At 62.3% G+C, this 18,772-nt stretch carries 11 protein-coding genes and 1 tRNA gene; 9 read left to right on the top strand and 3 right to left on the bottom strand.

Annotation, left to right across the window (positions count from 1 at the left end; all coding sequences use genetic code 11):
- Positions 1 to 363: 363 nt before the first annotated feature.
- Positions 364 to 440, bottom strand: a tRNA-Arg gene (locus ACMYR2_RS08810).
- Between the two features lie 498 nt (positions 441 to 938).
- On the opposite strand from ACMYR2_RS08810, the gene ACMYR2_RS08805 reads away from it, so the two are divergent.
- From ACMYR2_RS08805 to ACMYR2_RS08785, 5 genes are read left to right on the top strand one after another with little or no spacing between them, the layout of a single operon-like run.
- Positions 939 to 6,158, top strand: coding sequence for an alpha-2-macroglobulin family protein (locus tag ACMYR2_RS08805; protein ID WP_416193992.1), 5,220 nt, complete (start codon positions 939 to 941; stop codon positions 6,156 to 6,158).
- Positions 6,155 to 8,275 carry a penicillin-binding protein 1C gene (gene pbpC / locus ACMYR2_RS08800; RefSeq protein WP_416193991.1) on the top strand — a complete coding sequence of 707 codons (2,121 nt, stop codon included), beginning with the start codon at positions 6,155 to 6,157 and terminating at the stop codon, positions 8,273 to 8,275. Before ACMYR2_RS08805 ends, pbpC begins: the two co-directional genes overlap by 4 nt.
- 51 nt (positions 8,276 to 8,326) lie before the next feature.
- Positions 8,327 to 10,069, top strand: a complete 1,743-nt coding sequence (locus tag ACMYR2_RS08795) for a glycosyltransferase family 39 protein (RefSeq protein WP_347263643.1) — start codon at positions 8,327 to 8,329, stop codon at positions 10,067 to 10,069.
- The gene (locus ACMYR2_RS08790) at positions 10,069 to 10,818 is read left to right on the top strand and encodes a glycosyltransferase family 2 protein (protein WP_347263642.1); all 750 of its coding nucleotides are present in this window, start codon (positions 10,069 to 10,071) and stop codon (positions 10,816 to 10,818) included. Before ACMYR2_RS08795 ends, ACMYR2_RS08790 begins: the two co-directional genes overlap by 1 nt.
- A complete protein-coding gene (locus ACMYR2_RS08785; RefSeq protein WP_141383841.1) occupies positions 10,811 to 11,134 on the top strand; it encodes a lipid-A-disaccharide synthase N-terminal domain-containing protein in 324 nt (107 codons plus the stop codon). The genes ACMYR2_RS08790 and ACMYR2_RS08785 overlap by 8 nt, the downstream gene beginning before the upstream one ends.
- A gap of 170 nt (positions 11,135 to 11,304) precedes the next feature.
- Here the strand turns inward: ACMYR2_RS08785 and metC are convergent, their stop codons facing one another.
- The gene (metC, locus tag ACMYR2_RS08780; protein ID WP_347263641.1) at positions 11,305 to 12,501 is read right to left on the bottom strand and encodes a cystathionine beta-lyase; all 1,197 of its coding nucleotides are present in this window, start codon (positions 12,499 to 12,501) and stop codon (positions 11,305 to 11,307) included.
- 461 nt (positions 12,502 to 12,962) lie between these two features.
- Between metC and ACMYR2_RS08775 the strand changes: the two genes are divergently transcribed.
- From ACMYR2_RS08775 to ACMYR2_RS08760, 4 genes are read left to right on the top strand one after another with little or no spacing between them, the layout of a single operon-like run.
- Positions 12,963 to 14,003 carry an amino acid ABC transporter substrate-binding protein gene (locus tag ACMYR2_RS08775; RefSeq protein ID WP_347263640.1) on the top strand — a complete coding sequence of 347 codons (1,041 nt, stop codon included), beginning with the start codon at positions 12,963 to 12,965 and terminating at the stop codon, positions 14,001 to 14,003.
- A gap of 11 nt (positions 14,004 to 14,014) precedes the next feature.
- Positions 14,015 to 15,220, top strand: coding sequence for an ABC transporter permease subunit (locus tag ACMYR2_RS08770; RefSeq protein ID WP_347263639.1), 1,206 nt, complete (start codon positions 14,015 to 14,017; stop codon positions 15,218 to 15,220).
- Positions 15,217 to 16,737, top strand: a complete 1,521-nt coding sequence (locus tag ACMYR2_RS08765; protein ID WP_347263638.1) for an amino acid ABC transporter permease — start codon at positions 15,217 to 15,219, stop codon at positions 16,735 to 16,737. Before ACMYR2_RS08770 ends, ACMYR2_RS08765 begins: the two co-directional genes overlap by 4 nt.
- Positions 16,738 to 16,750: 13 nt before the next feature.
- Positions 16,751 to 17,494, top strand: coding sequence for an amino acid ABC transporter ATP-binding protein (locus tag ACMYR2_RS08760; protein WP_347263637.1), 744 nt, complete (start codon positions 16,751 to 16,753; stop codon positions 17,492 to 17,494).
- An 11-nt stretch (positions 17,495 to 17,505) separates the two neighbouring features.
- Here ACMYR2_RS08760 and ACMYR2_RS08755 read toward each other — a convergent pair whose 3' ends face one another.
- On the bottom strand, positions 17,506 to 18,546 hold the full coding sequence (locus ACMYR2_RS08755) for a cysteine synthase A (RefSeq protein WP_416193990.1): 1,041 nt from the start codon (positions 18,544 to 18,546) through the stop codon (positions 17,506 to 17,508).
- Between the last annotated feature and the right edge of the window lie 226 nt (positions 18,547 to 18,772).

Genomic DNA, 18,772 nt, shown 5'->3' with positions numbered 1-18,772 from the left:
CAATAGTAAGACGTTCGAGCGAATGATTTTTGAACCCCTCGGCTGAAAATTTTTCGCTACCGATCCCTCGCCGGCTTCCGCTTCCCCCACCTATGGCCCTTCTTGCCTTCCGGGTTGCCGATCGGGGCGCCTTCTCGCCGAATACGGCCTTGCAGAAGGTGGTACTAGCCTGTTTCGATCATTTCGGCCGGTACCCGAAAACACACGGTGCCGGGTGGCGCTAGCGATTCGGTCCCGAAACCTCGGGATTTTCCTCGGGACTTTTTGTCCCGAAACGTCCCCGAAGGTCTGCTTTTGTCCCGATCTGTTCTCATAATCGGGTCGGGGTGAGCGTTTTAGACCGTTGATTTTATTTGTATATTTTGGCGATCCCGGCAGGATTCGAACCTGCAACCCGCGGAGTAGAAATCCGCTACTCTATCCAGTTGAGCTACGGGACCGTTGAGACTTCATCCCACCGCAATATGAAAAAACCGCCTTCGCGCCAAGCCCGGATCCGAACCATTTCGACCGGGCGGACGACGAATATGCGCGATCCGCTTGTCTCGAGTGATCCGTTATCGGAAGCCTTGTTACCGGTTGGATATCGGCTGCCCGAGATGGTGATCGAGATTCGGCGGGTTGTTCCCATATCATAACAACGCCAGGCAATGATATGAGATAACTTATCTTTTCGTGCGTTTACGGACACGAACGGCTTGTACGGCGCTACGCTTTGCGTTCAGACTGATATTGTGCACTTAAATGACAAACGTCCGTCGGTAAATATAGATTGTTAGTGGAGTTTTAGCTGTAACCGCAGCCTTTTAGCTACAACCGCAGCCTTGGACGCGCGGTCGGGGACGCGAGTGTCAATTCGATCCGGCACAGCGCGGAAGCCCAACCCCGGAGAACGCCCAAGCGACATTTGCGCGCGCGTGTGCGTGGGGAGAGCTTTCATGACCAGGCTGGTTCATACCGTAGCCTTTTGCGCGACCTTGCTCATCGGGCTGGGATCTATCGCCCAGGCGGCGGATAAAGCCTTCAAGCGCGACGATCTGGCCGATGCGGCGATCAAGCTCGAAGCCCGGATCAAGAGCGAAGCCGGGGCGGTCGCGAAATCGGGCTCCATGCTGCGTACCGATGCCGACACGGCCTTCAAACGAGCCGATTTTCGCAGCGGTCTTCAAATACTCGGCCAGATCGCAACCGTCGCGCCGAACGATAGCGGCAACTGGCTTCGCCTGGCGCGGACCATCTTCCAGATCAGACCCGCCACAAGTCAGGAGCAGACCTTCCTGCTGGAGCGGGCGTCCACCGCCGCCTATCTCGCCTACCAGCGGGCGACCGATCCGGCGAGCGAGGCTGATGCATTAGCGGTTCTCGGTCGGGCCTTTTCGGATCGAAAGCTCTGGCGGCCGGCCCTCGATGCGTTGCGGCTCTCGCTCGACCTGCGCGAGGTGGCCGGGGTTCGCGAGCAGTACGAAAAAATGCGGGACGATCACGGCTTCCGGCTGCTCGATTATACCGTGGATTCGGATTCGGCATCGCCTCGGGTCTGTTTTCAGTTCTCCGAGGATCTTGCCAAGAGGGTCGACTTCTCTCCCTTCGTCGCGCTCGCGGGAGACGACCGGCCGGCGCTGTCCTCGGAGGACAGACAGCTTTGTGTCGAGGGCCTCAAGCACGGTGAGCGCTACAATATCAATCTGCGCGCCGGCCTGCCGTCGACCGTGAAGGAAAGTCTGCCGAAATCCGCTGAATTCAACGTCTATGTACGCGACCGCAAGCCGTTCGTCCGCTTCACGGGACGGGCCTACGTGCTGCCGCGCACTGGCCAGCGCGGCATCCCGTTGGTCAGCGTCAACACCCAGAACGTGACCGTCAAAGTCTTCCGGGTCGGCGACCGCAACCTCATCAACACCGTTATCGAGAGCGACTTTCAGAAGGCGCTTAGCGGCCATCAATTATATGAGCTCGGCCACGAACGCGGGATCAGGGTCTGGTCGGGCGAGGTGACGACGGCCTCCACCCTGAACGCCGATGTGACGACGGCGTTTCCGGTCGATGAGGCGCTCGGAAACCTCCAGCCCGGCGTTTACGTGATGACGGCCGCGCCCAAGGGCCCGGGCTCCACGGATGACGAGGAGTCCGGCTCGCTGGCGACGCAGTGGTTCATCGTCTCGGGTCTGGGCCTGAGCGCCTATTCAGGCAATGACGGCATCCATGTCTTCGTCAATTCGCTGGCGACAACCGATGCCGTGGACAAGGCGGAAGTCCGACTGGTCGCACGCAACAATGAAATTCTTGCAACCCGGAAGACGGACGCATCAGGTCACGCGCTGTTCGAGCCGGGACTGGCGCGAGGCGAAGGAGGGCAGTCGCCTGCGCTGCTGACGGTCAGCACCGACAAGGCCGATTATGCGTTCCTCAGCCTGAAGTCGAACGCATTCGACTTGACCGACCGCGGCGTTTCGGGCCGCGCCGTGCCGTCGGGAGCCGATGCCTTCGTTTATGCGGAGCGCGGCGTCTACCGCTCGGGGGAGACCGTGTATCTCACCGCGTTGCTGCGGGACGGGCAGGGCGTTGCCGTGACCGGCGGGCCGCTGACGCTGGTGATCGAACGGCCCGACGGCGTCGAGTACCGCCGCGCTGTCCTGCCGGATCAGGGCGCGGGGGGACGAAGCCTGACCCTGCCGCTCAATTCAGCGGTCCCGACCGGGACATGGCGGGTTCGCGCGTTCACGGACCCGAAAGGACCCTCCGCCGGCGAAACCACCTTCATGGTCGAGGACTATGTCGCGGACCGGATTGAATTCGATCTGACCACCAAGGCGAAACAGATTGCCGCCGATAATCCGGTGGAACTCAAGATCGACGGCCGTTTCCTCTACGGCGCTCCCGCGTCCGGACTGCAACTCGAAGGCGATTTACTTGTTGCGCCCGCCGAGAGCCGTCCAGGCTATGCGGGATATCGGTTCGGCGTGCCCGATGACGAGGCGACCGGTAACGAGCGCACGCCGATCGAAAACCTGCCCGAAGCCGACGCAAACGGCGTCGCCACGTTTCCCGTCAGTCTCGCGACACCTCCCTCATCGAACCGCCAGCAGGAAGCGCAGATTTTCATTCGCATGGCGGAGGCAGGCGGCCGAGCGGTCGAACGGAAGATCGTGCTTCCGGTGAAACCGTCCGCCGCCATGATCGGCGTCAAACCGTTGTTCGCCGACAAGAGCGTCGCGGAGGGGGACAGAGCCAAATTCGATGTCGTCTTCGTGGCGCCGGACGGAACGTCGCTTGCCCGCAAGGGGCTGCGCTACGAACTGCTCAAGCTGGAGAGCCGCTATCAGTGGTATCGGCAGAATTCGTATTGGGAATTCGAGCCGGTGAAGTCGACCAGACGGGTCGCCGACGGCGATCTCTCGGTTGCCGCCGACAAGCCCGCGCGGATCGAACTCTCCCCGCAGCCGGGCCGCTACCGGCTCGACGTCAAATCCTCCGATTCAAACGGTCCGCTGACATCCGTTCAGTTTGACGTCGGCTGGTATTCCGACGGCAGCGCCGACACGCCTGACCTGCTGGAAACCTCGATCGACAAGCCGGATTACCAGTCCGGCGACACCATGGTCGTTTCGGTCAACGCCCGGACCGCGGGCAAACTCACGATCAATGTTCTCGGCGACCGGCTGCTGACCACCCAGACCGCGGAGGTCAAGGAAGGCACGTCGCAGGTCAAAATCCCGGTCGGCAAGGACTGGGGCACCGGCGCTTATGTGGTGGCGACGCTGCGACGGCCACTCGACGTCGCCGCGCAGCGGATGCCCGGCCGCGCGATCGGCATCAAATGGTTCGGCATCGACAGGAGCGCGCGCACCCTTTCGGTGAGCCTGTCGCCGCCGGAACTGGTGCGGCCATCAACACCGCTGAAGCTGCCCGTGAAGATCGGCGGTCTAAGCCCCGGCGAAGACGCCAGGATCGTCGTCGCTGCCGTTGACGTCGGCATCCTCAACCTCACCAATTACAAGCCGCCAGCGCCCGACGACTACTATCTGGGCCAGCGCCGCATGACGTCTGAGATTCGTGATCTTTACGGACAACTGATCGACGGTATGCAGGGAACGCGCGGCCAGCTCCGGACCGGCGGCGATTTCGCGGGAGCGGAGTTGCAGGGCAGCCCGCCGACGCAGAAGCCGCTCGCGCTCTATTCGGGCATCGTCACGGTCGCCGCGGACGGCACGGCTGAAATCAGCTTCGACATTCCGGAGTTCGCAGGCACGGCGCGCGTGATGGCGGTCGCCTGGACCGCGACCAGGCTCGGGCATGCGACCGTTGATGTCACGGTCCGCGATCCGGTAGTGCTGACGGCAACCCTGCCGCGCTTTCTGTTGACCGGCGATCAGGGCTCGATAAGCTTCGATCTCGACAATGTCGAAGGTCCGCCCGGCGATTATACCGTCAACGTCAGAACCTCGGGCCCGGTGAAGGTAGCGGGCGATGCCGCGACCACGATCAGGCTCGCGGCCGGGCAGCGCGGCTCGATGGCGCTGACGCTCGATACCGCGGGCGCTGCCGGCGCTGCCCGGTTCGATATCGATATCAACGGACCGAACGGCCTGACGCTGGCCCGGCACTATGATCTCGAGGTCAAGCCGGCGACCCAGATCCTGGCGCGCCGCTCCGTGCGAACGCTGGCAAAGGGTGAGAGTCTGACGCTGACCTCCGACATGTTCTCGGACCTCGTGGCGGGAACGGGAGGGGTGTCGATGTCGGTCGGCCTGTCCTCGGCGCTGGACGCGGCAAGCGTCCTGAAGGCGCTCGACCGCTATCCGTTCGGCTGCTCGGAGCAGATCGCGAGCCGGGCCATGCCGCTGCTCTACGTCAACGATCTCGCAGCGGAAGCTCACCTCGCGATGGATGCCAGCGTCGACGATCGCATCAAAAGCTCGATCGAGCGGCTGCTGGCAAGGCAAGGCTCGAATGGTTCGTTCGGCCTGTGGTCGTCCGGCGGCGAGGATGCCTGGCTCGACGCCTACGTCACGGACTTCCTGACCCGCGCGCGCGAGAAGGGCTTCTCCGTCCCCGACCTTCAGTTCACGAGCGCGCTCGACCGCATCCGCAACTCGGTGGTGAACGCGGCCGAGCCGGAGAAGGACGGCGGCCGCGACCTCGCTTACGGGCTTTACGTTCTCGCCAGGAACGGCGCCGCCCCGATAGGAGATCTGCGTTATCTGGCCGACACCAAGCTGAACAATCTGGCGACGCCGATCGCCAAGGCGCAACTTGCCGCGGCGCTCGCGCTGGTCGGCGACCGGGCGCGCGCGGAACGCGTGTATGCCGCGGCGGCAGAAAGCCTTGCGCCCAAGCCGGCGCTCGAATTCGGCCGTGCGGACTACGGCTCGGCGCTCCGCGACGCGGCGGCGCTGGTATCGCTCGCGAGCGAGGGCAACGCGCCGCGGGCCACGGTCACGCAAGCGGTGCAGCGGGTGGAGGCGGCGCGGGGGTTGACGTCCTCGACCTCGACGCAGGAGAACGCGTGGCTGGTTCTGGCGGCGAGGGCGCTTGCAAAAGAATCAATGTCGCTCGATGTCAACGGCGCGCCTGTGAAAGCCGCGCTTTATCGTAGCCACAAGGCAGCCGAGCTGGCCGACAAGCCGATCAAGATCACCAACACCGGCGCAGCCCCGGTGCAGGCGGTGATTTCCGTGGCCGGCGCGCCGCTTACCCCCGAACCGGCGACATCGAACGGCTTCGTAATCGAGCGCGGCTACTTCAACCTCGACGGAACGCCGGCGGATCCGACCCAGGCCAGGCAGAACGATCGCTTCGCCGTGGTTCTCAGGATCACCGAAACCAAGCCGACATACGGTCATATCCTCGTGGCCGACTATCTTCCGGCAGGATTCGAGATCGACAATCCTCATCTGGTGTCCTCCGGCGACAGCGGGACGCTCGACTGGATCGAGGACGGCAAGGAGCCGGCCAGCACCGAATTCCGCGACGACCGGTTCACCGCCGCCGTCGATCGCGCGGCCAGTGACAAGGCGGTGTTCACCGTGGCCTATGTCGTGCGCGCCGTATCGCCGGGCAAATATGTTCTGCCGCAAGCGTATGTGGAAGACATGTACAATCCATCGCGCTACGGCCGCACCGGCACCGGCCGCGTCGAGGTGCGTTCGGCGAAATGACCGCGCCCGACACCCCTGCAACGACCGGGCAGCCGCGTCGCTGGCGGCGCGTGAAGCTGGCCGCGGCGGCGATGGCGGTTGTCGCGGTCGTCACCACCGGCGCGGTCGCGGGCTGGATCGTCTCGCTGGGACCTCCGCCGCTGGCGAAGGCGCGCGAGGTCTCGACCATCGTGCTCGACCGCAACGGCAAGTTGCTGCGCGCGTTCGCCATGGCGGACGGCCGATGGCGATTGCCGGTCGATGCCACCACCGATGTCGATCCCGGATATCTCAATCTGCTGCTGGGTTATGAAGATCAGCGGTTCTATTCGCACGCCGGCATCGACCCGCTCGCACTCGGCCGCGCGGCGTGGCAACTTCTGACCCGCGGTCACATCGTCTCCGGCGGCTCGACCATCACCATGCAGCTTGCCAGGCTGATCGAGCCGCGCCGGCGCCGCTCGATCTACGCCAAGCTGCGTCAGATGGTTCGCGCGCTCCAACTCGAACGTGAGCTTACAAAAGGTGAGATCCTCAACCTGTACCTGACGCTCGCGCCGTTCGGCGGCAATCTCGAAGGTATTCGCGCGGCGTCCCTTGCCTATTTCGGCAAGGAGCCGAAGCGGCTATCGCTGGCGGAGTCGGCCCTGCTGGTGGCCTTGCCGCAATCGCCGGAAAGGCGGCGCCTCGACAGACATCCAGCGGCGGCGCACGCCGCCCGCGACCGCGTGCTCATGCGCATGGTTGAGGATTCGCGCATCGGCGCGGAAGACGCCCGGCGAGCGATGGCGGTGCCGGTCGTGCGGACGCGCCGGCCGTTCCCAATGCTGGCGCCGCATTCGGCGGATCAGGCTCTCGCCACCAACAAGAACTCGAACCTGATCCGGCTGACGCTGGAAGCCCGATTGCAACGCCAGTTCGAAACACTGGCGCACGATCGCGCGGCCGCGCTCGGCCCGGACATTTCGGTCGGCATCCTCGCGGTGGACAACGCCACCGGCGATGTGGTGGCCCATGTCGGCTCCGCGGACTATTTCGGCGAGCGGCTGGCCGGGCAGGTGGACATGACGCGGGCGGTGCGCTCGCCGGGATCGACCCTGAAGCCGTTCATCTACGGATTGGCCTTCGAAGACGGGCTTGTTCATCCGGATAGCCTGATCGACGATCGCCCGGTCCGGTTCGGCAGCTACGCGCCGGAAAACTTCGATATGACGTTTCAGGGCACCGTCCCGGTGCGTCGGGCCCTGCAATTATCGCTCAACGTTCCGGCGATCGAACTGCTGGATCGCGTCGGCGCCAGCCGTCTGTCGTCGAGGCTGAAGCAGGCGGGCGCCAGCCTAGTGCTCCCCAGGGACGAAACTCCGGGGCTGGCGATGGGACTGGGCGGCGTCGGCGTGACGCTCCATGACCTGGTGCAGATCTATTCCGGTATTCCCCGACTGGGCGGCGTGATGCCCTTACGCGAGATCGAGCCCGACGATTCAAGCGTTCGAGAGCCTCTGCGGCTGATGGACGCCGTCGCCGCCTGGCAGGTCGGAAATGTGCTTTTGGGAACGCCCCCGCCGGAAAACGCGGTCCGGAACCGGATCGCGTTCAAGACCGGCACGAGTTACGGCTATCGGGATGCGTGGTCCGTGGGCTTCGACGGCCGCATGACGATCGGCGTCTGGGTCGGACGACCTGACGGCGCGCCGGTTCCTGGCCTTATCGGACGTGTCGCGGCCGCGCCCATTCTGTTCGATGCCTTCGCTCGCACCGGCAGGCTGCCCGCGCCGCTCCCGAAGGCTCCGCGCGGAACGCTGATCGCCGCCAATGCAAAACTTCCGCTTCCCTTGCAAAGGTTTCGTTCCGCCGGTGAACTTATCCGGACCGCCGATCATAAGCGCAGGCTCCATATCCAGTTTCCGCTGAACGGCTCGCGGATCGATGCCGGAGCAGGTCAGGGAACGCTCTCTCCGCTGCCGGTGAAAGTGACGGGCGGGAGTCCGCCCATGACGATGCTGGTCAACGGGAAAGCGGTGGGAGCGATCGACGGCCGTCGCCAGCGGATGATCGACCCTCCCGGGCCGGGATTCGTCCGGCTGACCGTGATGGACGCGGCTGGCACCACGGACACAGTTACCGTCAGAATTCAATAGTGGCCGGCTCAGCGGTTGTCCCTGCCGCGGGTTCAGCGTATGCGGAATCCCATGGCCGAAACCTTTCCCCGTCCCCGATTTGGACAACCGCGCGAGCCGAAGACTCCGTTGGGCACGGGACGGGGTCTGGCGAACGTGATCGACGTCGTGGCCAGCAGCCATACCAGATCGGTTTTGTTTCTGACGGTCATCGGCCTGCTGTTCTTTCTGCCTGGTTTCTTCAACATCCCGCCGATCGACCGCGACGAGGCCCGTTTCGCGCAGGCGACCAAGCAGATGGTCGAGACCGGCGACTTCGTCGACATCCGCTTTCAGGGCGAGGTGCGTTACAAGAAACCGGTCGGCATTTACTGGCTGCAGGCCGCGGCCGTCGAGACGGCCTCAGCTCTCGGCCTGCCGCGCGCGCAGATCCGCATCTGGCTCTATCGCGTGCCTTCCCTGATCGGCGCGATCGGCGCGGTGCTTCTGACTTATTGGGCGGCGCTCGCTTTCGTAACGCGGCGCGGCGCTGTTCTGGCCGGACTGATCATGTGCGGGTCGGTCCTGCTCGGCGTGGAAGCGCGGCTCGCGAAGACTGACGCGATGCTGTTGCTGACCATCGTGGGGGCGATGGGTGCGCTTGCGCGAATCTATCTGTCGTCCCGGCGAGGCGAGAACCCCGAGCATCCTTCCTGGACGCATCCGGCGATCTTCTGGACGGCGATCGCCGGAGGAATCCTGCTGAAAGGCCCGTTGATCCTGATGTTCGTGGGATTGACGATCGGGGCCGTCGCCATTCTGGATCGCTCCGCGTCGTGGCTTTGGCGGCTGCGGTCGGTCTGGGGACTGATGTGGGTGCTTGTCCTCATCATGCCGTGGTTTGTCGCAATCTTCCTCCGCGCCGGCGACACGTTTTTCACGGACTCGATCGGCGGCGACATGCTGAGCAAGCTTGCGGCTCAGGAATCACATGGAGCGCCGCCCGGCACCTATTTCCTGCTGTTCTGGATTACGTTCTGGCCTGGCGCGGCGCTCGCGGGGCTGGCGGCGCCCGCGGTCTGGCGCGCGCGGCGGGAGCCGGAGGTGCGGTTTCTGCTCGCGTGGCTGATTCCGTCATGGATCGTGTTCGAACTCGTGTTGACGAAGCTGCCGCATTATGTACTGCCGCTCTATCCCGCGATCGCGATCCTGTCGGTCTGGGCGCTGGAGCGCCGCGTCCTGTCGCGATCATGGCTCACCAAGGGGACGGCATGGTGGTTCGCCATTCCCGCGATAACCTTGGTGCTCGCGATCGTCGCGACCATTACCTTGACGCGCCAGCCGGTTTTCCTGGCCTGGCCGTTCGCCGCGGCGGCCTTGATTTCCGGGCTGTTCGCCTGGTGGCTCTACGACGACTATAACGCGGAGCGTTCCCTGCTGAATGCCGTTCTGGCGGCGCTGTTCCTGAGCGCTTCCGTCTACGGCATCATCGTCGCGGCGCTGACGCCATTGTTTCCGAGCCCGGAAGTCGCGCGCGCGCTGCGAAATGTCGAGTGCGTCGGACCGAAGGCAGCGGCGGCGGGCTACCATGAACCAAGTCTGGTCTTCATGACGGGGACATCGACGCTGCTGACCGACGGCTCCGGGGCCGCCGATTTCCTCCGCCATGGAAGCTGCCGGTTCGCGCTCGTCGAATCACGTTCCGAACGGGCGTTCGCGCAGCGCGCCGAGGCGATCGGATTGCGCTACAACGTAGCAACGCGCATCGACGGCTTTAACTTCTCGCAGGGCAAGACGATTTCGATCGCCATCTTCCGCTCCGAGGGAACGCGTTAATGTCCACCAGAACGACGGCGCCCGCGGTTTCCATTGTCGTGCCTGTCCGAAACGAGGCGAACAACATCGCGCCCCTGATCGAGGAGATCGCGGCGGCGCTCGACGGCCGATGGGATTACGAGATCGTCTATGTCGACGACGGCTCCACCGACGCGACCGCTGAGCGGTTGGCGGCGATCATGGCCGAGCGCGGAACCGTGCGCCAGATTCGCCATGAAAAGTCATCGGGCCAGTCGACGGCGGTTCGGACCGGGGTGCGGGCTGCACGTGGTCAGATCGTTGCGACGCTGGATGGCGACGGCCAGAACAATCCGCAATTTCTGCCCGAACTTATCATGGCGATCGAGAAGGGCGAGGGGCGCATTGGTCTCGCCGCGGGCCAGCGCGTCGGCCGCAAGGATACCGGGTTCAAGAAATTCCAGTCGCGAGTAGCCAATAAGGTGCGAAGCTGGGTGCTGAGCGATGGAACGCGCGACACCGGTTGCGGGCTGAAAGCCTTTCGGCGGGAGGTGTTTCTGTCCTTGCCTTATTTCGACGGCCTGCACCGGTTTCTCCCTGCACTGGTGCGGCGGGAGGGTTATGACATCGCCTATGTCGATGTGACGGACCGGCCGCGACGTTCAGGCGTGTCGAATTACGGATTCTTTGATCGCCTGTGGATCGGAATCATTGATCTCGCCGGCGTGTGGTGGCTGATCCGCCGCAAGAAATCGACGCCAGTTGCAACCGAGGTAACGCGTCATGGCTGACATCGCCGGGATGCTGACGAACTATTTCTACGACGTGTTCGTGGCTAATTTCGACGGCTGGGTAGTTCTCGGTTTTGTTGCGCAGGGTTTCTTCACCATGCGGTTCGTCGTGCAATGGATTGCATCCGAACGCGCGCGAAAGAGCGTAATCCCCGTGGCGTTCTGGTTCTTCTCGATCGGAGGCGGAGTTCTTCTTTTGGTTTACGCTCTTTACCGGCGAGACCCGGTGTTCATCGCCGGCCAGGCGCTCGGCCTCATCGTCTATTTCCGCAACCTGTATTTCATCATTCTCAATGGACGCCAATCATCGGCGTAAGAAGCAGAGAGTAGTCAGTTTCTTCTTTTGGCGGTCTGAAGCAGACCATGAAACGCATAGAGCATTATCGCTTCTGATTGAATCAGAAGCGAGGTTCTATGATGTTGATTTGACGCGTTTTCTTCACGCGAACCGGATTCCACTTCGCTCGAAAACGCTATAGGCCTCGTTCAATGCCCCGCGTTGAAAGCCTCGAAACCCCGCTCGAAATCGGCCTTGAGATCGTCCACGTTCTCAAGCCCGATCTGTAGCCGCAGCGTGGGTCCGCCCGGCGCCCACTTTGTCGCGGTCCGATACGACGCGCAATCGAAGGGAATGATGAGGCTCTCAAAGCCGCCCCACGAGTAACCCATGCCGAACAGCTTCAGCGTATCGAGCAGCGCGCTGACCGCTTGCTGCGGCGCGGGCTTGAGGACGATGCTGAACAATCCCGGTGCGCCGGTGAAGTCCCGTTTCCAGATCGCATGACCGGGATCGTCCGGCCATGCGGGATACAGAATCCTCGTCACTTCCGGCCGCCGCGCAAGCCACTGCGCCATGTTCATGGCGGCCTGCTGATGATGATGGAGCCTCACCGCAAGGGTGCGTAATCCTCGCAGGGTCAGAAACACGTCGTCGGGCCCGACGCACAGGCCGATCAGGCGGATGGTTTCGGCGATCGCCGGCCAGGCTTCGGCGTTGGCGGCAATGGTTCCGAACATGACGTCGGAGTGCCCACCGATGTACTTGGTCGCCGCCTGGATGCTGATATCCACGCCTTGCTCGAGCGCGCGGCGGAAGAGGGGGGTTGCCCACGTATTGTCGTCGATCACAATCGCTTCGCGCGCGTGCGCGGCGGCCGCGATCGCGGGGACGTCCGGCATTTCCAGGGACTGGGAGCCTGGCGCCTCGACCATCACCGCGCGGGTTTCCGGCCGGAACAGCGCGGCGATCCCCGAACCGATCAACGGATCGAAATAAGTGGTTTCGATTCCGTAGCGCGCCAGAAACCCATCGCAGAACTGTCGCGTCGGGCGATAAACGTTATCGCAGACGAGAAGATGATCGCCGGCCTTCAGCACGGACAACAGCGCCGTGGAAAGCGCGGAGACACCCGACGGAACCAGGCCCACACCCGCGCAATGCGGGCCTTCCAACGCCATCAGCGCATCCTGCAGCGCGCGGGTCGAAGGCGTGCCGTGCCGTCCGTACTGGAATTCTCCGCGGTGGGCGTAAAGGTCGCCGGCAGTCGGATAGAGCACGGTCGAACCGCGGACGATGGGAGGATTGACGAACCCTTTCTGGGACGCGGTGTCTCGACCCGAAACGACCAGTCTGGTTTCCGCCCGAAGCGAATCCGTGGATCCGTCGCTCTTCGACAAGGTCATATCTTCTACGTTGCTAAACGAGGCATTTTGCCGCTGACACCTGTCTCGAAATTTGCCTGATGTCAGTTCCAGAGTAGACGGGTAGTAACAGGAAAGAAAAGACCTTCGTCAACCCCCGTGTATCGCAGAGCCGAATGTCAAACTTGAAACTCCGCCCGCAATCCATGTCGCTCGCTGATCCCCACTTCACACAGATCCCACTTCACGCGCAGGCATTGCTGAAACGGATGCGAATGCTGGAGTTCGCCGGTGGTTCAGCGATGGAGTTCGACTTATCGCCGGCCGCGGGTAGAAAGCCCCTGTGAAGCTTCATCTGTTCTCAACCCCGGTTGATCGACGACGTCCACTTGATCGACAAAGTCCGTCTTTGGCCTGATTCTGGTGGGAGAAACGAATCGACCGGCCGCACCGAGACTGAACGGCGCGAACTGGATCCATTGACGTTCTTGAAAGGCATTGCCATGAAATGCGTATTTACTGCGATTTTTGCTATCGTTGCCGGTATTTCATTACAATCGGCATCCGCGCAGGAGCAGGAATCCGCGAAGCCGAAGACCACGCTCGAAGCAGTCAAGGCGAGAGGCGCGCTGTCGTGCGGCGTCACGCAGGGGTTGCCGGGGTTCTCCGCCCCTGACGACAAGGGAAACTGGACCGGCCTTGACGTGGACATCTGCCGCGCCATCGCGGCAGTGGTGTTCAATGATCCCGACAAGGTCAAGTTTGTTCCGCTGTCCGCGAAAGACCGGTTTATCGCCCTGCAATCCGGCGAAATCGATGTGCTGTCGCGCGATACGACATGGACGCTCTCGCGCGACACCTCGCTCGGAGCAAATTTCACCGGCGTGACATACTACGACGGACAAGGCTTCCTGATCAGGAAGTCCCTCAAGGTGAACTCGGCGCTGGAATTGAACAGCGCCTCCGTCTGCGTCCAGACCGGCACCACGAACGAGCAGAATCTCGCCGACTATTTCAAAAGCAACAAGATGAAGTACGAGGTCATTGCGTTCAGCACCGCCGATGAGACCATAAAGGCTTACGAATCCGGCCGGTGCGATGTGTTCACGTCGGATATTTCACAGCTCTACGCCCAGCGGCTGAAGCTCCTCAATCCCGCCGATCATGCGGTTCTGCCGGAGGTCATCTCGAAAGAACCGCACGCGACGATGGTGCGACACGGCGATGACCAGTGGTTCGATCTAGTGAAGTGGACGCTGTTTGCGATGATCAACGCCGAAGAACTCGGCATCACAAGGAAGAATGTTGACGAAATGGCCAAATCGGGGAATCCCGAACTCAAGCGCATATTCGGAACCGACGGCAATTTCGGCGAGCAGCTCGGCGTCTCCAAGGATTGGGTTTCGCGCATCATCAAGGCTGTCGGCAACTATGGCGAATCGTTCGATCGTAACGTCGGCGCCGGCTCGCCGCTCGGGATCGCGCGAGGACTCAACAAGCTCTGGAATCAGGGCGGCATCATGTACGCGCCGCCGATCCGCTAGCGACGCCAGGAATGGCCACCGGGTCCCGAAAACCGCCGCTGCAATTTTCTCTCAGGCTACGACGCGCGCTTGGCGGGCGTGCGGGCTGGGGCGGACTTGTGTTGCAGGTGCTGTTCGTCGCGATCCTTGCGTGGGTCGGCTATGAGATCGTGGCCAACGCCAAAGGAAACCTGGAAGCGCAGAATACCGCGTTCGGGCTTGGTTTCATGTCGAACACCGCGGGGTTTGAGGTCAGTCAGACCCTGATCCCGTATTCCCAGACCGACAGTTACACGCGTGTTTTCCTTGTCGGTCTCGTGAATACGCTGGCGGTGGCCGCGGTCGGCATTTTCTTCGCAACAGTGATCGGCTTCATGGTGGCGCTTGGCCGCTTGTCGCCGAACTGGCTGATATCCCGCATTGCCGGCGGCTATGTGGAGCTGGTTCGAAACCTGCCTTTATTGTTTCAGATTCTGTTCTGGTACCTTGCCGTGCTGAGGATGCTCCCGAATCCAAAGCAAAGCGTCTCGGTCCTTGATGGCATCTTTCTGAGCAATCGCGGCCTCGCGATTCCCAAGCCGATCGGGCAGGAGGGGTCGACCGCGTTTGCCGTCGCGATAGCGGTTGCGATCATCGGCTGCATGGTGCTGCGGAGCCTTTCCCGTCGCAGCTTGTTTCGGACCGGACGAGCGCTGGTCGTCTGGCCCTACGCTCTTGGTCTGCTGATTGCTCTTCCGGCCGCATCGATTGTCGTTTTCGGTATTCCCTTCACATTCGAAACGCCGGTCCTCGAGGGCTTCAACTTTTCTGGCGGCGCGCGTCTGATCCCCGAGTTTGTCGCACTGGCGATCGCGCTCTCGACATATACGGCCGCCTTCATCGCGGAGGTCGTGCGCGCCGGAATTCTCTCAGTGCACAAGGGACAGATGGAAGCAGGCGCCGCGCTCGGGCTTTCGCGAGGATCGACGCTGCGATTGATCGTGGTCCCGCAGGCCATGAGGGTCATCCTGCCGCCGCTGACCAATCAGTACCTCAACCTCACCAAGAATTCCTCGTTGGCCGTCGCCATCGGGTATCCCGAGCTGTTCTCCGTGTTTGCCGGGACGACGCTCAGCCAGACCGGACAAGCCATCGAGATCCTCGCAATCACCATGGGCGTGTATCTGCTGATCTCGCTGGTGACCAGCGGGATCATGAGCATCTACTCCCGGCGCGTTGCGAGGAGCGTGGGTGCATGACAGCCCGACCCGCGACATCGTTCGTACGCAACGAGCTTGTTCCGGAACGACGAGCCCCCGTCAGGACGACAAGCCTGCTCCGCTTCGTACAGACCCGCCTGTTCAACTCCCCGAGCAACGCGCTGCTGACTTTCGTCGGCGCCGCGCTGATATGGTTGTTCGTTGTTCCTGCCGTTCGCTTTCTCTTCATCGATGCGGTGTGGGAAGGCGAGGACCGAACCTCGTGTCTGGCCGCCGATGGGGGGCGATCCATCGGAGCGTGCTGGCCGTTCGTCCAGGCGAAGATCACACAGTTCATCTACGGCTTTTACCCGGAGCCTGAACGATGGCGGGTCAATCTGACGTTCCTGCTGGCGGCCGTCCTGCTGCTGCCGCTTCTCGTTCCACGGTTGCCTGCCAAGCGTCTCAATGCCGGCCTGTTCTTTATCGCATTTCCAGTCACGGCATTTTTCCTGCTGCATGGCGGAGGCATCACCGGATTCGGCGTGAGCTGGAGCGCCGGGTTTCTGTCGAGCCTCGCGGAGAGCGTCGGCAATGCCGGACGGCAACTCGCCGCGTCAGGGGAGGCGGGCGCGTTCGGCGCGATCTTGCGGCCGGCGGGAAGCGCCGTCGCATCGACCGGAGACGGGCTGAACCTGCTGGCGTCGCCGCTGACTTCGCTCCGGGATCGGCTCCAGGATTCCGGTCAGCCGGTCTGGTACGATTTTGGCGTCACGGCTGCGTTCGTTTCGCTGCTGCTGTTTTTGTTCAGCGGCGGATTTCGCGCAGGCTGGGGCGCTTTGCTCACGAGCCTGGGCGCGTTCGCCGGCATGGGCGTGGTTATCGCGGTCATGCATCTCGATCGCGGCGGACTTCCGGTTGTCGACACCCGTCTGTGGGGCGGACTGCTGGTCACGCTGCTGGTGTCGGTGACCGGCATCGTGTCGTCGATACCGATCGGAATCGCGCTGGCGCTGGGACGGCGTTCCACCCTTCCGCTGATCCGGATTTTCTCGATCGCCTTCATCGAATTCTGGCGCGGCGTTCCCCTGATCACCGTGCTGTTTTTCGCGACCTACATGCTGCCGCTCTTCCTTCCCGGAAACTTTACCGTCGATGGGCTGGTGCGAGTCCTGATCGGTATCGCGCTGTTCGCGGGGGCGTATAATGCCGAGGTCATTCGCGGCGGTCTCGCGGCGGTTCCGGGCGGGCAGGCGGAAGCCGCTCATGCGCTTGGACTGTCCTACTGGAAGACCACCGGGCTGATCGTGATGCCGCAGGCTGTGCGGCATGTCATTCCCGGACTGGTCAACAGCTTTATCGCGTTGTTCAAGGATACCTCGCTGGTCTCCATCGTCGCATTGTTCGATCTGCTGGGAATCTTGCGGGCTTCGTTCGCAGATCCCACATGGGCGACGCCCACCACGCTGTTCACCGGGTTCGCATTCACCGGACTCATCTACTTCGCATTCTGCTTCAGCATGTCGCGATACTCTTTATTCGTGGAGCATCGCCTGAACGCGCATCGGCGAACCTGAACCCTGGAAACCAATGACAGATAAAAACGCCATCGTTTCCATCATCGCTCTCAACAAGTGGTTCGGCAATTTTCACGTGCTGCGGGACATCGATCTCGACGTCGGCCGTGGCGAACGCATCGTCATTTGCGGGCCGTCGGGCTCGGGAAAGTCAACGCTGATCCGCTGCATCAACGCGCTCGAGGAATTTCAGGAAGGCCGCATCGCCGTCGATGGAATTGAACTGGGCCCCAACTTGCGGCGCGTCGACGACGTGCGGCGCGAAGTCGGGATGGTCTTTCAGAACTTCAATCTGTTTCCGCACCTCACGGTGCTCGAAAACTGCACGCTCGCTCCCATCTGGGTCCGCAATACGCCGAAGAAAGAGGCCGAGGCGGCGGCGATGAAGTTTCTGGAGCGCGTCAAGATACCTGATCAGGCGAATAAATATCCCGGTCAGATGTCCGGAGGTCAGCAGCAGCGCGTGGCGATCGCGCGCGCGCTCACGATGAATCCCAAGGTCATGTTGTTCGACGAGCCGACGTCGGCGCTCGATCCCGAGATGGTCAAGGAGGTTCTCGACACGATGGTGGATCTGGCGGAAGAAGGCATGACCATGCTTGTGGTCACGCACGAAATGGGATTCGCCAGGGAAGTCGCCAACCGCGTCGTGTTCATGGATGAGGGACAGATCATCGAGTCCGGCACCCCGGCCAGTTTCTTCGCCAATCCGCGACACCCGCGCAGTCAGCTCTTTCTCAGCCAGATACTGCGGTGAGACTGAGGGCGTTAACCCGGAGCGAGCGGAATCTTCACCGTGCTCCGCCTCTCCAGCCATTGCGGCACGGGAAGGTTCTTGGAGCGCATGAAATCCGGGTTGAAAAGCTTCGACTGGTAGCGGTTGCCTGAGTCGCACAGGATGGTCACGACGGTATGGCCGGGACCCAGCTGGCGCGCGAGACGAATCGCGCCGGCGACGTTGACGCCGGTCGAACCGCCAAGGCAAAGCCCCTCGTGTTCGAGCAGGTCATAGATCACGGGCACGGCCTCCTCGTCCGGGACGAGATAGGCTTCGTCAACCCTGGCGTCGGCGATCACGGGCGTCACGCGTCCGAGCCCGATCCCCTCGGTGATCGAGCTTCCCGCTGTCGGCTTGGCCACGCCGTTCTTGAACAGCTCATACATCGCCGCTCCGCGGGGGTCCGCGACGCCGATGACGATATCCTTCTTTTTCTCCCGCAGGAAAGCGCTCACTCCGGCGAGCGTGCCGCCGGTGCCGACCGAACAGATGAAGCCGTCGACCTTTCCGTTCGTCTGCTCCCAGATTTCCGGACCCGTGGAAACGTAATGGGCCTTCGGATTGTCGAGGTTATTCCATTGGTCGGCGAACAGGACGCCTTTGGGTTCGGATTTGCGCAATTCGTCAGCGAGACGCCTTGCGATGTGCTGGTAGTTGTTCGGGTTGCTGTAGGGGAGCGCCGGAACCTCGACCAGTTCGGCTCCGCATAGCCGCAGCATGTCTTTCTTTTCACGGCTTTGTGTTTCCGGAATGACGATCATCGTGCGATAGCCTCGGGCGCTGGCGACGATGGCAAGACCGATGCCGGTATTGCCGGCCGTGCCTTCGACGACGAGGCCGCCGGGCTTGAGATCGCCGCGCTTTTCGGCTTCCAGGATCATCTGCTTACCGGCGCGATCCTTGACGGACTGGCCCGGATTCATGAACTCGGCCTTGCCGAGAATGGTGCATCCCGTTGCTTCGGAGGCGCGCTTCAACTTGATAAGAGGTGTATTGCCGATCGCTTCTACGACGTCGTTATCGATTCTCATGAGATGCAAAATTCTCATCGGGCTGTTGGAGGATTGCAGATAACCCTATAGCGTTTTCGAGCGAAGTGGATACCCGTTCGCGTGAAGAAAACGCGTCAAAACATAAAGATAGAGTCTGTCGCTTCCACGAAGCGATAACAGACTCTAGTTGAGGGGCAAGGCGGGGGCAAGGCAGGTACAAGGGCGCGCAGAATCATACTCGGAATGCGGCGCCGGGGGCCGGCGA

Source organism: Nitrobacter sp. TKz-YC01, from assembly GCF_047824785.1.
Lineage (GTDB): Bacteria > Pseudomonadota > Alphaproteobacteria > Rhizobiales > Xanthobacteraceae > Nitrobacter.
This window is presented reverse-complemented; position numbering and strand designations above follow the sequence as displayed.

What these genes read in the sequence shown, in the direction of transcription:
- ACMYR2_RS08805 (WP_416193992.1), top strand. Translation starts at nt 939, where the DNA reads ATGACCAGGCTGGTTCATACCGTAGCCTTTTGCGCGACCTTGCTCATC.
- pbpC (WP_416193991.1), top strand. Translation starts at nt 6,155, where the DNA reads ATGACCGCGCCCGACACCCCTGCAACGACCGGGCAGCCGCGTCGCTGG.
- ACMYR2_RS08795 (WP_347263643.1), top strand. Translation starts at nt 8,327, where the DNA reads ATGGCCGAAACCTTTCCCCGTCCCCGATTTGGACAACCGCGCGAGCCG.
- ACMYR2_RS08790 (WP_347263642.1), top strand. Translation starts at nt 10,069, where the DNA reads ATGTCCACCAGAACGACGGCGCCCGCGGTTTCCATTGTCGTGCCTGTC.
- ACMYR2_RS08785 (WP_141383841.1), top strand. Translation starts at nt 10,811, where the DNA reads ATGGCTGACATCGCCGGGATGCTGACGAACTATTTCTACGACGTGTTC.
- metC (WP_347263641.1), bottom strand. Translation starts at nt 12,501, where the DNA reads ATGACCTTGTCGAAGAGCGACGGATCCACGGATTCGCTTCGGGCGGAA.
- ACMYR2_RS08775 (WP_347263640.1), top strand. Translation starts at nt 12,963, where the DNA reads ATGAAATGCGTATTTACTGCGATTTTTGCTATCGTTGCCGGTATTTCA.
- ACMYR2_RS08770 (WP_347263639.1), top strand. Translation starts at nt 14,015, where the DNA reads ATGGCCACCGGGTCCCGAAAACCGCCGCTGCAATTTTCTCTCAGGCTA.
- ACMYR2_RS08765 (WP_347263638.1), top strand. Translation starts at nt 15,217, where the DNA reads ATGACAGCCCGACCCGCGACATCGTTCGTACGCAACGAGCTTGTTCCG.
- ACMYR2_RS08760 (WP_347263637.1), top strand. Translation starts at nt 16,751, where the DNA reads ATGACAGATAAAAACGCCATCGTTTCCATCATCGCTCTCAACAAGTGG.
- ACMYR2_RS08755 (WP_416193990.1), bottom strand. Translation starts at nt 18,546, where the DNA reads ATGAGAATCGATAACGACGTCGTAGAAGCGATCGGCAATACACCTCTT.